Here is a 17,328-nt window from a genome sequence, read left to right on the forward strand (position 1 = left end):
TTATTCACTCCCTCTACACGTTATTTGTATATACATATAGAGAGAGGGTAAACAGAGCGCAAGGTGGTTATTTTGAAACCACTAAGGGGATCACAAAGATTTAACGCAAGAGTAACAATATCACAAGCTGTACAGCTTGATCCGCTCTGGGATCATGGGTGGGCAAAAGCTCCCCGGCTGTATCTGGTATCAGTCAAACCGGATCGTAACCCCGTCCAGCCCGCCACCTGAGCTCTGGCCTGACTGGCCGGTTTTGATCATCAGGCGCAAGTCATTAGCCGAATCGGCATAACTGAGGGCATCGTTCTCACGGATTTTGCCTTGCCTGAACAGTGCATACAGCGACTGATCAAAAGTGATCATGCCATGCTCACGGCCTTTGCCCATGGTGGCTTTCAGTTCATGCAATTCTCCGCGCCGAATAAGATCCGACACTCTGGGCGTGTTGATCAGTAACTCAAACACCGCATGACGTCCCTCACCGGAGGGATCGGGGATCAGCTGTTGCGCCAGTATCCCTTTCAGGTTCAGCGACAAATCAAACAAAAACGACTCCCGCCGCTCTTTCGGCACTAAATGCAGTATCCGTTCCAGCGCCTGATTGGCATTATTGGCATGCAGGGTCGCCATGCACAGATGGCCGGTTTCGGCAAAATTGAGCGCATGCTCCATGGTTTCCTGATTGCGTATTTCACCAATCAGAATCATATCCGGTGCCTGGCGCAAAGAATTTTTCAGCGCCACTTCATAGCTTGCGGTATCTAGACCGACCTCGCGCTGGGTCACTATGCATTGCTGGTGGTGATGAATAAATTCTATCGGGTCTTCAACCGTCAGAATATGACCGCTGCTGTGGCGGTTTCTGTGCCCTGTCAGCGCGGCCATGGAAGTTGACTTACCTGAACCGGTCGCCCCGACCACCAGAATCAAGCCCCGTTTCGCCAGCGCCATGGCTTTCATGGGTTCAGGCAGGCTGAGAGAATCCATGTCGGGAATAACGGTTTCAATACGGCGAATCACCATGCCCGGCTGCTCACGCTGCCAGAAGGCACTGATACGAAAACGGCACTCACCGCGCACCAGCGCAAAGTTTGCTTCTTTGAGCCCGACAAAGCTCTGCCACTGCTCGGCAGACATTGCCTGCTGGCACAAAGCAGTCAGCTGTTCTGCCGACAGACATTCACCGAGTGAACACAGCCGCCCGTTAATCTTCAGCTGGCAGGGCGCCGCCACAGTGAGATACACGTCGGACGCTTGCTTGTCGGCCATCTGGCTGAGAATAAAATCCAAATTCATGGCTAGTTGTCCTGCCTCATAATCCCTGATTTCGCTCAACCACCCGGGCGGCTTCCTCAGGCTCAATCAACCCTTGGGCCATTAAGCGGTTAACGGCCTGCTCCATCGTCTGCATTCCCATCCCGGCTCCGGTCTGGATCATGGAATACATCTGCGCCACTTTATCTTCCCGGATCAGGTTTCGGATCGCCGGGGTTGCCAGCATGATTTCATGGGCCGCCATCCTGCCGCCGCCGGGGCATTTCAGCAGGGTCTGCGCAATCACCGCCCGCAGTGATTCCGACAGCATGGAGCGCACCATGGCTTTATCATTGCCGGGAAAGACATCAATAATCCGGTCGATGGCCTTGGCCGCCGAGCTGGTGTGCAGGGTGCCCAGCACCAGATGGCCGGTTTCGGCCGCCGTCAGCGCTAAGCGTATGGTTTCCTGATCGCGCAGTTCCCCCACCATGATCACATCGGGATCTTCGCGCAACGCCGAGCGCAGTGCATTCTGAAAGCTGTGGGTATCCCGGTGCACTTCGCGCTGATTGATCAGACAGCGTTTGCTTTGATGTACAAACTCCACCGGATCTTCAATGGTCAGAATATGGCGGTGAGTGTGGGTGTTAATATGATCCACCATAGCGGCAATGGTGGTGGATTTCCCTGACCCCGTCGCCCCGGTTACCAGCACCAGACCACGCTGGCTCTGGGCAATCTGGTAAAACACCTCAGGCACCTGCAAGGTTTCCAGTGAAGGCACAGACTGAGGAATGGTACGGAACACCGCGGCACAGCCGCGGGACTGCTGGAACGCATTGACCCGAAACCGGCCGACATCGGGCAAGACAAAAGAAAAATCCACTTCCAGCCTTTCTTCATATTCACGCCGCTGGCCGTCATTCATAATGTCAGTGATCAGCCGGTTCGCCTCTTCATGGCTCAGAGGCGGGATGCTGAGCGGCCTGACATCACCGTCTACCCGAATCATTGGCGATACCCCAGCGGAAAGGTGCAGATCGGAGGCGTTATGCTTTACACTAAAGTCCAGTAGTTCGGTGATATCCATACATTTTCCCTAAAGAATCAATTATGAGTAGTATCAAACAAAATATTACACAGGTCACCCGCGAGATCCGGCAGGCCTGCGAAAAATGCGGCCGCGATACAGATTCAGTGCAACTGCTGGCGGTCAGTAAAACCAAACCGGTCAGCGCCATTGCTGAAGCCATTGCGGCGGGACAACACGCCTTTGGCGAAAACTATGTTCAGGAAGGCGTTGAGAAAATTCAGTATTTTTCTCAGTCTGACCAAACGTTAGTCTGGCATTTTATCGGCCCTGTCCAGTCCAACAAAACACGCCCGATAGCCGAACATTTCGACTGGGTGCATTCGGTCGACAGGCTCAAAATCGCCCGCCGGCTCAGCGAGCAGCGCCCGGCAACACTGCCGCCGCTGAAAATACTGCTTCAGGTCAACACCAGTGGCGAGGCGTCCAAATCGGGGGTCGACTTTGATGAGCTGGCAGAGCTGGCGGCTGAAGTGGCCGCCTTACCCAATCTAGAGCTGCGCGGGCTGATGTCGATTCCGGAGAAAGCCGACGACTATACCAGCCAGCTCAGCGCCTTTTCCGCGCTGGCAAAGGCCAGAGATGCTTTGCAGCAACGCCTGCCGCAAGCCAGATTGGATACCCTGTCGATGGGCATGAGCGGCGACATGGAAGCGGCCGTGGCCGCCGGCAGCACTATGGTGCGCATCGGGACCGCTATCTTTGGCGCCAGGGATTACAGTTAAATTCGCTTGAAGCATCAGGCGCTCATTACGTTCAGAAGGATTTCTCATGGAACAACGTACAATCGCTTTTATCGGCGCCGGTAACATGGCCCGCTCCATCATTGCCGGCCTGGTTGCCAGCGGTTATCCTGCCGATAAAATCACCGCCACCGCGCCAAGTGCCGAGCGCCGTGAACCACTGGCTCGTGAATACGGTATTCATACCGACAGCGACAATCTGCGCGCCGCCCAGCAAGCCGAGGTCATCGTACTGGCGGTCAAACCTCAGTTAATGGCCAGTGTCTGTGAGCCGCTGCAAGCCATCGATTTTGACGGCAAACTGGTGATCTCCATCGCTGCGGGGATCTCAGTTGCTCGCCTGCAGGAGATGCTGGCAGCAACAGTCAGCCTGGTGCGGGTGATGCCCAATACCCCTTCGCTGATTGGCAAAGGCATGAGCGGTATGTATGCCGATGCCAGTGTCAGCACTCAGGATCGTAATTTCTCTGACAGCCTGATGGCAGCGGTAGGTAAAACCTGCTGGGTATCAGAAGAGTCAGGGATCAATGGCGTGATTGCCGCTGCCGGCAGTGCACCTGCTTACTTTTTCCTGTTCATGGAAGCCATGCAGAACGAAGCGATCCGTCAGGGGTTTGACAAAGAGACCGCGCGTGAACTGGTTCAGCAGGCCGCACTGGGCGCAGCCGGCATGGTGATCGCCAGCCCGGACACAGAGCTGTCAACCCTGCGTGAACAGGTGACCTCAAAAGGCGGCACCACAGCAGAGGCGATCCGCACATTTAATGAAGCGCAACTTAGTGATATCGTAGCCAAAGCCATGCAGGCCGCTGTCAGCCGCGCACAGGAAATGGAAAAATTATTTTAAGGTAACAATATGAATGCTATTGCTTTTTTAGTCAGCACCCTCTTTGATCTCTATATCATGGTGGTGCTGCTGCGACTGTGGCTGCAATGGGCCAAGGCGGATTTCTATAATCCCTTTTCCCAGTTTGTGGTGAAAGTCACCCAGCCTGTCCTCGGCCCACTGCGTCGTGTTATCCCTTCAATCGGCTCGCTCGATCTGGCCACTGTGCTGTTTGCTTACCTGCTCACGGTAGGAAAGTTTATCGCGTTGCAAGTGGTGCTGACCAATGGCGGAGTGGCATTCAGCCCGGATCTGTTCTGGATCGCCGGATTATCCTTGCTCAAAGCGGCCGGTGGACTGCTGTTCTGGGTGCTGCTGATCCGTGCCATCCTGAGCTGGGTCAGCCAGGGACGCAGCCCGATCGAGTACGTGATGCATCAGCTGACCGAACCGATGACAGCGCCAATCCGCCGCATCATTCCGGCCATTGGCGGCCTGGATCTGAGCGTACTGGTGCTTTTTGTTGGCCTGCACTTCGCCAATATCCTGATGGGCGATCTGATTGGCCCTATCTGGTTCCAGCTGTGAGCCTGACACCTGTCTGTATCGATAAAGCGGATCTGATGATCCGCTTTTATGTACAACCCAAGGCCAGCCGGGATCAGTTTGTCGGCCTTCATGGCGACGAAATCAAAGTTGCCATCACGGCTCCGCCGGTTGACGGCAAAGCGAACGGCCACCTGGTCAAATTTCTGGCCAAGCAGTTCAGGGTAGCCAAAGGACAAATCATCATAGAAAAGGGAGAAACGGGCCGGCACAAACTCGTACGGATACAAGCACCGCAAGCCATACCCCCGCTCGTCAGCGCCTTGCTGTAATTCTGATTCCCGCAAAGACGCCGTCCGCGGACCACTCTATACTTTAAACAATTAACGCTTTATCCCTTTAGAATGTAAGGTCTTACTCCATCTGGCATACTTCAACAGGATAGAAGGACAACACCATGAAACAGTTACTGATTGCTATTATTGCAACCATAGCTTTTGCCCTGCCAGCACAGGCAGAACAACTCAAAAACATCGGCGAGCTGGAAGTTCATTATTCCACCTTTCCGTCTACCTTCCTGACGGCGGATATCGCAAAGAACTACCGCATTCAGCGCAGCCGCTATTCGGCCCTGATCAATGTCACTGTGCTCGATACCAGCGCCGAAGGTAAACCTGCCGTGGCGGCACAGGTGAGTGGAACGGCGCGCAATCTGGTCGGCAATGAGAAAAACCTTACTTTCCGTGAAGTACGCGAAGGCGATGCTATCTACTACATTGCCGAACTGAGCCATGCCAATGAGGAGCGCTTCCGTTTTAATATTGATGTCTCCCGCCAGTCCACCAGCGGTAATATTCAGTTCGAGCAGACCTATTTCGCCGAATAAGCCGCGCCAGCAGAAAAGCGGAGGAGCACGCTTCTTTTCTGTCTTTGGCATTTGCTCTGGCTGTGGGTATCATAGCGCCCCAGCCTTACAGACCAGGAGTCTTCATGAGCAAATTAGTACTTGCGACCGGCAACCAGGGGAAAGTCAGTGAAATGGCCAACCTGCTTGCCGATTTCGGTTTCGAGGTCATCGCCCAGACGGATCTTAACGTCTCTGATGTCGCCGAAACCGGCACGACATTCATTGAAAATGCCATTATCAAAGCGCGTCACGCCGCCAGAGAAACCGGTCTGCCCGCGATTGCTGATGATTCCGGTCTGGAAGTGGATGCCCTCAAAGGAGCACCCGGTATTTACTCTGCCCGTTATGCCGGAGCAGGCGCCAGCGATCAGGCGAATCTGGAAAAGCTGCTCGATGCCATGAAAGATGTGCCGGATGCTGAACGCACCGCCCGCTTCCACTGTGTACTGGTCATGATGCGCCATGCCGATGACCCGACACCGCTGGTTTGCCACGGTAAATGGGAAGGACGTATTCTTAAGCAGGCCAGAGGTGAGAATGGCTTTGGCTATGATCCTGTTTTCTGGGTACCGGAAGCCGACTGCGCCTCAGCCGAGCTGTCCCCTGAACGTAAAAAGCAATTGTCACACCGCGGCAAAGCCTTGCAACACCTCTTTGCTGCCCTGAAGGACGCCTGATGTTAGTACCGCCACCACTGAGCCTGTATGTACACATTCCCTGGTGTGTCCAGAAATGTCCCTACTGCGACTTCAACTCTCATGCGCTGAAGCACGACATTCCCGAGCTGGATTACATCGACGCTCTGCTTGAGGATCTGGCTATCGATCTTGATCGCTATCTGCTGGCTGATGGCAGCCGGGCTCTGCACTCCATTTTTATCGGTGGCGGCACCCCGAGCCTGATTTCCGCACCGGAGATCGGACGGCTGCTGGCAGGCATTGAGGCCAGAATCCCGTTCAGCGACCAGATTGAAATCACCATGGAAGCCAATCCCGGCACAGTGGAAGCCGGCCGGTTTCAGGCTTACCGCGAGGTGGGCGTCAACCGGATTTCCATCGGGGTGCAGAGTTTTCAGGATGACAAGCTCAAACGCCTGGGCCGGATTCACGGCAAAGGCGAAGCTGTGCGCGCTGCCGCACTGGCCGAAGAGGCCGGGCTGAACAGCTTCAATCTGGATCTGATGCATGGCCTGCCGGATCAATCCGTCGAAGATGCCATGTCAGATCTCAGGCAAGCAATCGCCTTGAATCCGCCGCATCTGTCCTGGTATCAGCTGACTATCGAGCCCAATACGCTGTTCTATTCCAAACCGCCGACCCTGCCGGATGACGATGATCTGTGGGATATTTTCGAACAGGGCCATGTGCTGCTGGCCGAGGCGGGTTATCAGCAGTATGAAATTTCCGGTTACAGCAAACCCGGCATGCAGTGCCAGCACAACCTCAATTACTGGCGCTTTGGCGATTACCTTGGCATTGGCTGCGGCGCCCACGGCAAGGTGAGCTTTGCTGACGGCCGCATCACCCGTACCGTGAAAGTGAAGCACCCGCGCGGTTATCTCAATCCGCAAAAGGCATATTTGGATCAGGAAACCCAGGTCGGTGATGAAGAGCGGCCGTTTGAGTTTTTCATGAACCGCTTCCGGTTGCTGGAAGCCTGCCCGAAGCAGGACTATGTCGAGCGGACTGGCCTGTCGCTGGACAGTATTCGCCAGCCGATCAGCTGGGCGCTGGACAAGCAATATCTGCTGGATCAAGGCGACAGCTGGCAAATCACCGAACAGGGAAAGCTCTTTTTGAATGATTTACTGGCCGCTTTTGTCGAGGAAGACCAGTAACAAGGCAATTATTCGCTGGCAGCCTGCTGCCAGCGATGGCCACTTGCAGACACAAAAGATCGGGTACGATCAGAAAATAGAGCGGCCAATCCGCTCTGCCAGCAGCTCCAGTGCGGCGGTGCCGGCCACTGAATTGCCCGAGGCATCCAGCTCGGGCGACCAGACCGCAATCGACATTTCCCCAGGCACAATAGCGACAATACCGCCGCCAACCCCGGATTTACCCGGCATGCCGACACGATAGGCAAACTCACCGGCACCATCATACAGACCACAGGTTGCCAGCAGTGCATTGATTTGTTTGCTTTGCGTGGGCGAAATCAGCGGGGTATCTGTGCCCAGTGGCATGCCTTTGTTGGCCAGGTAACTGAAAGTGCGGGCCAGATCAACACAGCTCATTTTAAGCGCACAGTAGCCGAAATAATTACCCAGCACAGGCACAACATCGTTTTTGAAATTGCCGAACGCCCGCATCAGATAGGCGATGGCCGCATTGCGATCACTGTGTTGCATTTCCGATGCTGCCACGTCCTTGTCGTAAGCGACATCCGGGTTACACGCCAGACTGCGCACCAGCTCCAGCATCCGGTACTGCGGCGCTGAGAGGCGGCTGTGCAGCAGATCCGACACCACCAGCGCACCGGCATTAATGAAAGGGTTACGCGGGATTCCCTGCTCCAGCTCCAGCTGGATCATTGAATTGAACGCATGCCCTGACGGCTCTTTACCGACCCGGGACCAGATTTCATCCGCCTCATACAGTGTCATGGCCAGAGTCAGGCTCAGCACTTTGGAGATCGACTGAATTGAGAAGCCTTCTTCGCTGTCGCCGGCCTGAATAATTTCACCGTCGTTATAGCAGACTGCGATGCCAAGCCTGTTGGCGGGAACCTGTGCCAGCGCAGGGATGTAATCCGCGACTTTGCCCTGGCCGATTAAGGGTCTGACTTCATCCAGAATGTCATTCAGCAACTGCTTATTTGGCTTCATTCACTGTCTCCAGAGGACAAAAAAGCCAACTCAGAGGCTGGCTTTTCAGGCTAATAATGTTTTCGGGTCAACATCTTACTCTATGTTGCTCCTGAATGGCTTTGAACCATAGCACATTATTCTGTTCGCGCGAACTTCATATCCCACACACCGTGACCCAGTCGATGCCCGCGGGCTTCAAACTTGGTCAGCGGACGCTCTTCAGGCCGGGGGATATAATCGCCATCCTGTGCGGTATTCTCATAACCAGGCGCCGCTTTCATCACATCCACCATGTGTTCTGCGTAATTTTCCCAGTCTGTTGCCATGTGGAAAATACCGCCGATTTTCAGCTTTTTACGTACCATTTCCACAAAAGCAGGCTGTACAATGCGGCGCTTATGGTGACGGGCTTTGTGCCACGGATCAGGGAAGAACAACTGCACTGTATCCAGGCTGCCATCCGGGATCATATGCTCAAACACTTCAACGGCGTCATGGCACATCACACGCAGATTTGTCAGGCCTTCCGCTTCGGCGGCCATCAGACAGGCGCCGACGCCAGGGCTGTGCACTTCAATACCGATGAAGTTTTTCTCCGGCGCATTCTTTGCCATCTCAACCAGAGAGGCGCCCATACCAAAGCCAATTTCCAGCACCACATGGCCTTCACGGCCATAAACCTCAGTCCAGTTCAGTGCTTGCTTGTCAAAATCGATCCCCATGTTCGCCCAGTTATTTTCCAGCGCCAGTTGCTGGCCCTTGGTTAAACGACCTTCACGACGCACAAAGCTGCGGATCTTGCGTACCAGCTTACCGTCTTCTGTGTATTCAGTCAGAGTGACGTCAGCGTTTGTTCTGGATTCTTGGCTCATGGGTCCTTACCTAAAATGTGGAGTGTTTGGCACTAATGGATCCGGCATTATCCAAAGTTCACGGCCGAGTGCAAGTGCCCTGACAGATTGAAGCCGGCAGCGCTTTGTGTTGCAATCAGCACCGCAGACGCAAACTTGCCTGCACCAATTCGATAATAAAGTGAGCAATCCCCTGTGAGTACTCGTTTTTCTGACGCCATTCTGGTCTGGTACGACAAATATGGCCGCAAAACCCTGCCCTGGCAGCACAACAAAACGCCCTATAAAGTCTGGTTGTCTGAAATCATGCTGCAACAGACCCAGGTCGCCACTGTCATTCCCTACTTTGAACGTTTCATGGCGCGCTTCCCTACTGTCAGCGATCTGGCCGAAGCCGATCAGGACGAGGTTCTGCATCTGTGGACGGGTCTGGGTTATTATGCCCGGGCCCGAAACCTGCACAAAGCCGCAAAGCAGATAGTGTCTGAACACAATGGTAAGTTCCCGGAAACGATTGAGCAGGTTATGGCCTTGCCAGGCGTGGGTCGTTCCACAGCAGGAGCCGTGCTTTCGTTATCTCTCAAACAACATCATCCGATTTTAGACGGCAACGTAAAACGGACGCTGGCCCGTTGCTATGCCATAGAAGGCTGGCCGGGGAAAAAGCCGGTCGAAAACGCCCTGTGGGAAATTGCCGGGAAGAACACCCCGGCGGAGGGCGTGGAGCGCTACAACCAGGCCATGATGGATATGGGGGCGATGATATGTACCCGCAGCAAGCCAAAGTGCGAACTCTGCCCGGTGGCCGATCTCTGCCAGGCGAAAGCACAAAGCCGTCAGGCCGATTTTCCGGGTAAGAAGCCCAGGAAAACCCTGCCGGAAAAGCAGACCTGGTTTGCCATCTTTCAGCATGGCAGTGAAGTCTGGCTGGAACAGCGGCCTCCTGTCGGTATCTGGGGCGGATTATGGTGCTTTCCGCAACACGACAGCGAAAATATCCAGCCACTGCTCACCCAGCGCCTTGGCGCGTCGGTATCTGACGCACTGAAGGCTGAGCACCTCAACGCTTTTCGTCATACTTTCAGTCACTATCATCTCGACATAGTGCCGCTGCGATACCAGCTCACCCAATTGCCATCCATGATCAACGACAGTCACCACGGGCAATGGTATAACCTGCTCAACCCACCACAGGTAGGATTAGCCGCCCCCGTGGTACAAATTCTGGAAAGCCTGCGTTACGAGCTTGAATCGTGACGGGATAACCGAGAAACTAGTGGAAAGAAACCAGTGACCAGTCTTTGATGACTGGCAAATAAGCTAACTGAGGATCCCATGAGCCGTACTGTATTTTGTGCCCGACTGAAGAAAGACGCTGAAGGTCTGGATTTCCAACTGTATCCAGGTGAACTGGGTAAACGTATTTTCGATAACATCTCTAAAGAAGCCTGGGCTGAATGGCAAAGCAAACAGACCATGCTGATCAACGAAAAGAAACTCAATATGATGGATCCGGAGCACCGCAAGCTGCTGGAAGCAGAAATGGTGAAGTTCCTGTTCGAAGGTCAGGATGTTGTCATCGACGGTTATACGCCACCGAGCGAGTAACACTCAGCGCAGGTTTCATGTGCACGAATGTCACGTTCTCAGGCGCCAATGCCTGAAAAACGTACCGTGAACAATAATAAAATGACATTATTTGCCAAAAGCAAGTGATGTCATTTTTTATATGAATAACATGAAAAAAACACTCCTTCTTGCCGTACTGGCACTGAGCCTGAGTGGCTGCAGCCGTGAATTGATTGAAAATATCTACGGTGTGAATTACGCACCGACCAATCGGTTTGCCAAAAATCTGGCGCCATTGCCCGGACAATTTACCAAAGATACCGCGGCTCTTGATCGTCTGATCCATAGTTTCAGCGGCCAGGTTAAGCAGCGCTGGGGGGATGATAACGTCCTGATTGCCAGTAAGCGCCATTACGTCAAATATACCGATGGCTACCAGAGCCGGGCCCATGTCGACTTCGACAAAGGGGTTGTGACCATTGAAACGGTCGCGACCACCAATCCCAAACAGCATCTGATCAATGCGATCGCAACCACACTGCTCACTCCCGCCGATCCCGCTGAGGTGGATCTGTATTCTGCCCAGGATTTCGCCCTGAGTGGCAGCCCGTTCTTACTTGGTCAGGTGCTGGATCAGGATGGAAAGTCCATTGAATGGTCCTGGCGGGCTAAACGCTATGCTGAATATCTGGTCAACAATCAGCTCAAGAAGAAGCAGGTTCGCTTTCAGCAGGCCTATTACGTCGATATTCCCATGGTGGCAGACCACGTCAGTAAGCGAAGCTACAAATACGCCGACATAGTGCGGGATGCCTCTCGCCGTTATGGCATTAAAGAAGACCTCATTTACGCCATCATTAAAACTGAAAGCAGCTTCAACCCTTATGCCGTCAGCCCGGCCAATGCCTATGGCCTGATGCAGGTTGTGCCGAAAACCGCCGGGGCGGATGTCTTTAAGCTGGTGAAAAAGCAAGCCGGGCAGCCTTCCCCGCAGTATCTGTTTGATCCGGCGAAAAATATCGATACAGGCACCGCCTATTTTTACCTGTTGCAAAACCGCTATCTGAAAGAGGTCCGCAACCCGCTGTCGCTGCATTACAGCATGATCTCAGCCTACAATGGCGGAACCGGTGGGGTGTTGAGCGCGTTCAACCGTAACCGCAAACGGGCGATGCAGGATTTAAACCAGCTGCAGCCGAATCAGGTTTATTGGGCGTTAACAAACAAGCATCCCAAAGCAGAAGCTCGTCGTTATTTAGAGAAAGTGACCCGCTATCAGAAAGAGTTTCATAACGGAAAAATCTGATACAGAGTAATAACTTTGCGCTCAATGGCCGGAATAACGCCGACTCCTGAACCTCAGCGAACAAAAAGCGAGCAAGCAATCGACATTCGCACTTTTTTATGGAAAAAGGTATTGACGATGAAGGCCAAAACCCGTTTAATAGCGCTCCGTTGCCTCGATAGCTCAGTCGGTAGAGCAGAGGATTGAAAATCCTCGTGTCGGTGGTTCGATTCCGCCTCGAGGCACCATATTTCCTTATGGTGTTCTGGTAACGTCATAATGCAGGACAATTCCCCCTTAGTTCAGTCGGTAGAACGGCGGACTGTTAATCCGTATGTCGCTGGTTCAAGTCCAGCAGGGGGAGCCAATTAAATGCATTGCTTAACTGCAGTGTATGTCCTCCAAACTGGTAAGCACTATGTGCTCAATGTCGCTGGCCTGGCCGGCCGCGTTAAGTCCAGCAGGGGGAGCCAAATTCGTGTGCCGACTTAGCTCAGTAGGTAGAGCAACTGACTTGTAATCAGTAGGTCACCAGTTCGATTCCGGTAGTCGGCACCATTTATTTAGAGTGAAGCAGTTAATGCTTTGCCCTGCCTCGATAGCTCAGTCGGTAGAGCAGAGGATTGAAAATCCTCGTGTCGGTGGTTCGATTCCGCCTCGAGGCACCATATTTAAAAACTTATGGTGCTACAAAGCAGCAACGATATCTGTTTGTCGCGATGCGACAACGTGTCGGTCCCTGGCCGGGCGCGGTAGATTCCGCCTCGAGGCACCATATTATTTTATGGTGTTTTGTTGACACTATAAAGCAAGACAATTCCCCCTTAGTTCAGTCGGTAGAACGGCGGACTGTTAATCCGTATGTCGCTGGTTCAAGTCCAGCAGGGGGAGCCAATTAAATGCATTGCTTAATTGCAGTGTATATCCTCCAAACTGGTAAGCACTATGTGCTCAATGTCGCTGGCCTGGCCGGCCGCACCTAGTCGGCCACGTTAAGTCCAGCAGGGGAGCCAAACAGCAAAACGAAGATGTTAATCTTTGTTCTGCCTCGATAGCTCAGTCGGTAGAGCAGAGGATTGAAAATCCTCGTGTCGGTGGTTCGATTCCGCCTCGAGGCACCATACAATTCCCCCTTAGTTCAGTCGGTAGAACGGCGGACTGTTAATCCGTATGTCGCTGGTTCAAGTCCAGCAGGGGGAGCCACTTCAGAAGCCCTGGTCGAAAGACCGGGGTTTTTCTTTATGCGTCCCTTTAAACGTCTCTACCCAGCGTTATTATCCCCTCGCCAACAATCCATCACCCGACATCCCGACATATTGAATGCTACGCATTCATTGTCGCTGGCCTGGCCGGCCACGTTAACTCCAGCAGGAGAGCCACTTCAGAAGCCCTGGTCGAAAGACCGGGGTTTTTCTTTATCTGCCTCCCTGACATCTGCCTGCCCGTAAAGGTGCATCTCTATCTGGCAGGTTGCCCAAACATGTTGTATCGCCTCCTGCTCGCTTTTTATCACCCCCGATGAGTGGTTCATGTGTTTTTTATCAATTAACTACAGCTGCAGTGGCTAATCAAAACCGGCTTTTACTCCCAAGTATTTAATACGCGATGCAAATTATGATGCAAGATTTTGAGTCACTTCCCTTCTTTACATTCTTTGATTTGCCTGTTGAACACTCCTCGTCCAAACCCTTAAATGCAATCACGCACTATTAAACTTGTTTTAAGGAGAGAAAATGTTGGTTCAATACGCCTCATGGAGGAAAGGGCTGCTGTGTCTTGGCATCACCTCAGTGCTCAGCTCACTGTCAGCCACGGCCCACGCCCATGGATATATGGACTATCCGCCGGCCAGACAGGAAATCTGCGATCGTGACGGGGGTTACTGGGATTCAACAGACGGCTCTACCATTCCAAACGCCGCCTGCCGCGCCGCCTTTTTGCAATCGGGCTGGTACCCTTTTATCCAGAAGCCTGAATTTTCCCGGCTGGTCTCAGATTACAATAATCAGACGGCGGTCGAGCAAGCCCTTCCTGATGGCTCGCTTTGTTCAGGTGCCGATAATAAAAAATCCGGCATCGATCTCCCCTCCCCTTACTGGCAGAAAACTCTGGTGGAGCTCACTGACAATGGTCAGCTGACACTGCTCTACCGGGCTGAAACACCACATAGCCCCAGCTTCTGGAAGTTTTATCTGAGCAAACCTGGCTTTGACAGCGCGGCACAAGCGCTTGCCTGGGCTGATCTGGATCTGGTGGCAGAGTTTGGTAATGTGCCCACTACCACAATTAATGGCCTCAAGTATTACCAGATGACCATCACCCTGCCGACGGATCGTACCGGTGATGCCGTGCTGTTTACACGCTGGCAGCGCGCAGACCCGGCAGGGGAAGGTTTCTATAACTGTAGTGATATCCGCTTTGCAGGTACAGACAGCGGACAACCGGATAGCTGGACCAGCGCGGGCGCTTATGTCAAAGCAACAGATCTGGCCCAGCCCGGTGAGTCAGCCTGGTTCCGTATTTTTGACCACAATGGCCAGGAAACCGTCTCAGAGCAGTTAGCCATTACCACCGCCAATCAGTCTCAGGCTGTCTGGGCCGAAACGCTGGCTGCCACAGTCAATCAGGCTTATCCGCAAATGGTGCAGGTCGGCAAGCAAGACACTAACGGCGCCATTGCTTTTGATACTCAGGATCTCTTTGGCAATCAGGTTTACCTGAAAAATCAGGGATACACCTACCAGCTGGATATCAAAGTGGTTCCGGCGGCCCCTGAGTGGCTCGCGAGTCAGGTGTATGTGGCCGGCGACAAAGTCATCTATCAGGGCCAGCTCTACACGGCGAAATGGTGGACGAAAGGCGATCAGCCCGGTCAGGCCGATGTCTGGCAGTTAAACTAACCGGATTCTGGGTGGTATGGGCTGTAAAATACCACCCTTTGTTCGCTCTGCAGCACCTGCCCTTACCAGCCCGGAACACTATTGTTATATCAATCAGTAACCATAGTTCACTCAAAAGGTAAATAGCTAAAACTTATCCTCTTAAGCCAGATCATGTTTTGTCACTTTCCTTCTCTGAACGTTTCGCAACCTGAATTACTATTTTTTTACGATGAAAAATAACTCCTCCTTACCGCATGTCAGGAGGCCTCTTATGCATTACCAAGAGAGCAGGGAATGAAACTCAGGACACAAACATATTGGCTATCCGGCATCATATTGTTCGCTTTATTATTTATTATGATGACTGGCCTGTGGACGCTGCGAATGGCCAGCAATCAGGACAATGAATCCAGAGTCACGCAGTTATTTAGCAGCACCTACAATATCCTGACTGAAATCGAGAAGATGTCTGCGGAAGGCATTCTCGATGAGCCTCAGGCCAAAGCACTGGCGACCCGCCTGCTGCAAAAAAATATCTATAAAGACAACGAATATGTCTACGTGGCCGACAGCAAGCTGATGTTTATTGCTGCGCCGCTGGATCCTCAGCTGCACGGCACCAGCTTCCATGACTTCAAAGACGGCCAAGGTAACAGTGTCGGTAACATTCTCAAGCAGGCTGTGGCAACCAGCGGGGGCAAGCTTGCTCATTATACCTGGACCCAGCAACAGCCCGACGGCAGCATTGAAGAAAAATTTTCCATCGCCCGCCAGACGCCTTACTGGGGCTGGTATGTAGGGACAGGGATTGGCTATAACGAAGTCAACCAGCGTTTCTGGTCAACCGCCAGCTGGAAGCTGGTTCTGTGCCTGTTCATCACAGTGGCCATTCTCAGCGTCCTGATTTTTGCCAGTAAGCGCATTATTAACCTGCTGGGCGGCGAACCCGACGATGTGCAGGCCGCGGTTCAGGCTGTGGCCGATGGCAAGATCACCACGCATTTTGCCCACCGGGCGGCGCCGGGCAGCATTTACTATGCCGTCCAGACCATGAGCCTGTCGCTGGCAGAACTGATCAATAATCTCAAGCAATCCATGTCGGCGCTGCGCAGCGAAATTGATCAGGTATCGTCGCGTTCCGGCATGATTACCGGCCTGACCGACAGCCAGCAGCAGTCCACCGTCATGATTGCCACTGCGATGACGGAAATGGCCTCTTCAGCGAATAATGTCGCCGAATCGGCCAGTGAAACGGCCAGCAATACTGAGCGTGCCGATCAGCAAAGCCAGGTCACTCAGAACCTGATCCTCTCCACCGTTAACAATATCCAGGGACTGGCTGATCAGTTAGGCATCGCCAGTCAGGCTGTATCTCATCTGGATACCGAAGTGAACAGTATCGCCAGAGTGCTGGAGGTTATCGGTGATATCGCTGAGCAGACTAACCTGCTGGCCTTGAATGCCGCGATTGAAGCAGCCCGTGCCGGCGAGCAGGGACGCGGTTTTGCGGTCGTGGCCGATGAAGTCCGTAATCTGGCGGGTCGCACGCAAAACAGCACCAAGGAAATTCAGCAAATGATCAGCCGCCTGCAAAGCGGATCGCGCAATGCCATTCAAACCATGGAAACCTGTGCCGAGACCAGCCAGTCCACGGTGCAGCAATCTCAGGAAGCTTCAGATGCACTGAACCAGATAGTCTCAGCGCTGGAGAGCATTACCGAAATGAGTCACCAGATTGCCACCGCGGCCGCCGAGCAGACACAGGTCAGCGACGATATCTCAGCACGTATCAATATGATTGAAGAAAACGGTAACCAGCTGTCTGACGTGGTCAGTCAAAGCCATAGCAGTACCCGCTCGCTAACCCGTCTGTATCATGAACTGGAGCAGTGGACACAGAAGTTTACGCTGAAATCCTGACCTGCCAGCCAGCCCTGAACACACCAAACCCCACGCACTGTGGGGTTTGGATGTTGAGCGGCACCACAGCCTGAATTACTGCGCGTTATCACTCACCAGCAAGACCCCGAAATCAAAATCCTGGTAACCGTAATGCACCACAGTGCCATCGCTGATACCAAAGGTCAGTATGGTCTGGCTTTGCGCATGGGGTGTCGAGGACCAGACAGTAGACGTCATGGCCCACTGCTCCTCTTCAGTACGGATCAGTCCCGGAAACGCCTTCAGGTTCACCGCCGGTGCCAGACAGGCCACTTCGCGCAGACTGACCAGCTCTTTGATGTTGGGCATCCGCCAGCCTGACACACCGTCAATCACAGCGCTTTTCTCGTTGAGATCAATCTGGAACAGCGCTTTCTTCCAGCTGTAAGCTTCCGGTGTCCCCTCACAGGTTTGCGTTTGCTGATCCCAGCGGGTTCCCAGCAGGCAGCGGCGCCAGACCAGATTGGTCTGCAAATCCGTTACTGTACCGTTGTCATTCTCTTTAAAGCGGATATCCGGTGCGCTGCCCGGGATGTCCTGATAGCAGGACTGAAATGCCGCCATTGCATTGGCTGAAAACAACACACACAACAGCGTCCCAACAATCTTTTTCAACATGATT

17 protein-coding genes and 7 tRNA genes are annotated in these 17,328 nt (G+C 53.2%); 19 read left to right on the top strand and 5 right to left on the bottom strand.

The annotated features are described in order from the left end of the window. Positions 1-189: 189 nt before the first annotated feature. Together H511_RS0118170 and H511_RS0118175 are read right to left on the bottom strand one after the other, a co-directional pair. Positions 190-1,296: a PilT/PilU family type 4a pilus ATPase gene (locus tag H511_RS0118170; RefSeq protein WP_027253608.1), complete on the bottom strand. Its 1,107-nt coding sequence runs from the start codon at positions 1,294-1,296 to the stop codon at positions 190-192. Between the two features lie 16 nt (positions 1,297-1,312). Next, the gene (locus H511_RS0118175; RefSeq protein WP_027253609.1) at positions 1,313-2,347 is read right to left on the bottom strand and encodes a type IV pilus twitching motility protein PilT; all 1,035 of its coding nucleotides are present in this window, start codon (positions 2,345-2,347) and stop codon (positions 1,313-1,315) included. Between the two features lie 23 nt (positions 2,348-2,370). On the opposite strand from H511_RS0118175, the gene H511_RS0118180 reads away from it, so the two are divergent. From H511_RS0118180 to hemW, 7 genes are all read left to right on the top strand, one after another. Beyond that, positions 2,371-3,072 carry a YggS family pyridoxal phosphate-dependent enzyme gene (locus H511_RS0118180; RefSeq protein WP_027253610.1) on the top strand — a complete coding sequence of 234 codons (702 nt, stop codon included), beginning with the start codon at positions 2,371-2,373 and terminating at the stop codon, positions 3,070-3,072. Between the two features lie 46 nt (positions 3,073-3,118). Further along, positions 3,119-3,937 carry a pyrroline-5-carboxylate reductase gene (proC, locus tag H511_RS0118185; protein ID WP_027253611.1) on the top strand — a complete coding sequence of 273 codons (819 nt, stop codon included), beginning with the start codon at positions 3,119-3,121 and terminating at the stop codon, positions 3,935-3,937. A gap of 9 nt (positions 3,938-3,946) precedes the next feature. Then, positions 3,947-4,504, top strand: a complete 558-nt coding sequence (locus tag H511_RS0118190; RefSeq protein WP_027253612.1) for a YggT family protein — start codon at positions 3,947-3,949, stop codon at positions 4,502-4,504. A gap of 2 nt (positions 4,505-4,506) precedes the next feature. Further along, entirely contained in the window at positions 4,507-4,794 is a 288-nt protein-coding gene (gene yggU / locus H511_RS0118195; RefSeq protein ID WP_027253613.1) for a DUF167 family protein YggU, read from the top strand. A 125-nt stretch (positions 4,795-4,919) separates the two neighbouring features. Beyond that, positions 4,920-5,348: a DUF4426 domain-containing protein gene (locus H511_RS0118200; protein ID WP_027253614.1), complete on the top strand. Its 429-nt coding sequence runs from the start codon at positions 4,920-4,922 to the stop codon at positions 5,346-5,348. Between the two features lie 104 nt (positions 5,349-5,452). After that, complete coding sequence (locus tag H511_RS0118205; protein ID WP_027253615.1) at positions 5,453-6,046, top strand: XTP/dITP diphosphatase; 594 nt, start codon at positions 5,453-5,455, stop codon at positions 6,044-6,046. Then, entirely contained in the window at positions 6,046-7,206 is a 1,161-nt protein-coding gene (hemW, locus tag H511_RS0118210) for a radical SAM family heme chaperone HemW (RefSeq protein ID WP_027253616.1), read from the top strand. Before H511_RS0118205 ends, hemW begins: the two co-directional genes overlap by 1 nt. Before the next feature lie 69 nt (positions 7,207-7,275). On the opposite strand, the gene glsB is transcribed toward hemW, so the two are convergent. After that, entirely contained in the window at positions 7,276-8,196 is a 921-nt protein-coding gene (glsB, locus tag H511_RS0118215) for a glutaminase B (RefSeq protein WP_027253617.1), read from the bottom strand. A gap of 116 nt (positions 8,197-8,312) precedes the next feature. Beyond that, positions 8,313-9,050 carry a tRNA (guanosine(46)-N7)-methyltransferase TrmB gene (trmB, locus tag H511_RS0118220; protein WP_027253618.1) on the bottom strand — a complete coding sequence of 246 codons (738 nt, stop codon included), beginning with the start codon at positions 9,048-9,050 and terminating at the stop codon, positions 8,313-8,315. Between the two features lie 174 nt (positions 9,051-9,224). Here trmB and mutY point away from each other — a divergent pair, with 174 nt between their 5' ends. From mutY to H511_RS0118285, 12 genes are all read left to right on the top strand, one after another. After that, on the top strand, positions 9,225-10,286 hold the full coding sequence (mutY, locus tag H511_RS0118225; protein WP_027253619.1) for an A/G-specific adenine glycosylase: 1,062 nt from the start codon (positions 9,225-9,227) through the stop codon (positions 10,284-10,286). Between the two features lie 78 nt (positions 10,287-10,364). Then, positions 10,365-10,637: an oxidative damage protection protein gene (locus H511_RS0118230; RefSeq protein WP_027253620.1), complete on the top strand. Its 273-nt coding sequence runs from the start codon at positions 10,365-10,367 to the stop codon at positions 10,635-10,637. Between the two features lie 130 nt (positions 10,638-10,767). Continuing rightward, entirely contained in the window at positions 10,768-11,904 is a 1,137-nt protein-coding gene (gene mltC / locus H511_RS0118235; protein WP_027253621.1) for a membrane-bound lytic murein transglycosylase MltC, read from the top strand. Between the two features lie 151 nt (positions 11,905-12,055). Then, positions 12,056-12,131, top strand: a tRNA-Phe gene (locus H511_RS0118240). Between the two features lie 43 nt (positions 12,132-12,174). Continuing rightward, positions 12,175-12,250 (top strand) — tRNA-Asn (locus H511_RS0118245). 115 nt (positions 12,251-12,365) lie between these two features. Beyond that, positions 12,366-12,441: transfer RNA gene (locus H511_RS0118250), tRNA-Thr, on the top strand. Between the two features lie 34 nt (positions 12,442-12,475). Continuing rightward, positions 12,476-12,551, top strand: a tRNA-Phe gene (locus H511_RS0118255). A gap of 150 nt (positions 12,552-12,701) precedes the next feature. Next, a tRNA-Asn gene (locus H511_RS0118260) sits at positions 12,702-12,777 on the top strand. 151 nt (positions 12,778-12,928) lie between these two features. Then, a tRNA-Phe gene (locus H511_RS0118265) sits at positions 12,929-13,004 on the top strand. A gap of 6 nt (positions 13,005-13,010) precedes the next feature. After that, positions 13,011-13,086, top strand: a tRNA-Asn gene (locus H511_RS0118270). Positions 13,087-13,616: 530 nt separating this feature from the next. Then, entirely contained in the window at positions 13,617-14,783 is a 1,167-nt protein-coding gene (locus tag H511_RS0118280; RefSeq protein ID WP_036759987.1) for a lytic polysaccharide monooxygenase, read from the top strand. Positions 14,784-15,059: 276 nt separating this feature from the next. Next, on the top strand, positions 15,060-16,685 hold the full coding sequence (locus tag H511_RS0118285) for a methyl-accepting chemotaxis protein (protein WP_027253623.1): 1,626 nt from the start codon (positions 15,060-15,062) through the stop codon (positions 16,683-16,685). Positions 16,686-16,760: 75 nt separating this feature from the next. Here the strand turns inward: H511_RS0118285 and H511_RS0118290 are convergent, their stop codons facing one another. Next, positions 16,761-17,324 (bottom strand): Lcl C-terminal domain-containing protein, encoded by a 564-nt coding sequence (locus H511_RS0118290; RefSeq protein ID WP_051288310.1) that lies wholly within the window; start codon positions 17,322-17,324, stop codon positions 16,761-16,763. Between the last annotated feature and the right edge of the window lie 4 nt (positions 17,325-17,328).

The sequence above is a fragment of the Photobacterium halotolerans DSM 18316 genome (assembly GCF_000425165.1).
GTDB lineage: Bacteria > Pseudomonadota > Gammaproteobacteria > Enterobacterales > Vibrionaceae > Photobacterium > Photobacterium halotolerans.

Bases quoted from the DNA above. Each gene is read 5' to 3' on its own strand.
- proC (WP_027253611.1), top strand. From the start codon at position 3,119: ATGGAACAACGTACAATCGCTTTTATCGGCGCCGGTAACATGGCCCGC.
- H511_RS0118230 (WP_027253620.1), top strand. From the start codon at position 10,365: ATGAGCCGTACTGTATTTTGTGCCCGACTGAAGAAAGACGCTGAAGGT.
- H511_RS0118190 (WP_027253612.1), top strand. From the start codon at position 3,947: ATGAATGCTATTGCTTTTTTAGTCAGCACCCTCTTTGATCTCTATATC.
- H511_RS0118280 (WP_036759987.1), top strand. From the start codon at position 13,617: ATGTTGGTTCAATACGCCTCATGGAGGAAAGGGCTGCTGTGTCTTGGC.
- H511_RS0118290 (WP_051288310.1), bottom strand. From the start codon at position 17,324: ATGTTGAAAAAGATTGTTGGGACGCTGTTGTGTGTGTTGTTTTCAGCC.
- H511_RS0118175 (WP_027253609.1), bottom strand. From the start codon at position 2,347: ATGGATATCACCGAACTACTGGACTTTAGTGTAAAGCATAACGCCTCC.
- mltC (WP_027253621.1), top strand. From the start codon at position 10,768: ATGAAAAAAACACTCCTTCTTGCCGTACTGGCACTGAGCCTGAGTGGC.
- H511_RS0118170 (WP_027253608.1), bottom strand. From the start codon at position 1,296: ATGAATTTGGATTTTATTCTCAGCCAGATGGCCGACAAGCAAGCGTCC.
- hemW (WP_027253616.1), top strand. From the start codon at position 6,046: ATGTTAGTACCGCCACCACTGAGCCTGTATGTACACATTCCCTGGTGT.
- trmB (WP_027253618.1), bottom strand. From the start codon at position 9,050: ATGAGCCAAGAATCCAGAACAAACGCTGACGTCACTCTGACTGAATAC.
- H511_RS0118285 (WP_027253623.1), top strand. From the start codon at position 15,060: ATGAAACTCAGGACACAAACATATTGGCTATCCGGCATCATATTGTTC.
- H511_RS0118205 (WP_027253615.1), top strand. From the start codon at position 5,453: ATGAGCAAATTAGTACTTGCGACCGGCAACCAGGGGAAAGTCAGTGAA.
- H511_RS0118200 (WP_027253614.1), top strand. From the start codon at position 4,920: ATGAAACAGTTACTGATTGCTATTATTGCAACCATAGCTTTTGCCCTG.
- H511_RS0118180 (WP_027253610.1), top strand. From the start codon at position 2,371: ATGAGTAGTATCAAACAAAATATTACACAGGTCACCCGCGAGATCCGG.
- glsB (WP_027253617.1), bottom strand. From the start codon at position 8,196: ATGAAGCCAAATAAGCAGTTGCTGAATGACATTCTGGATGAAGTCAGA.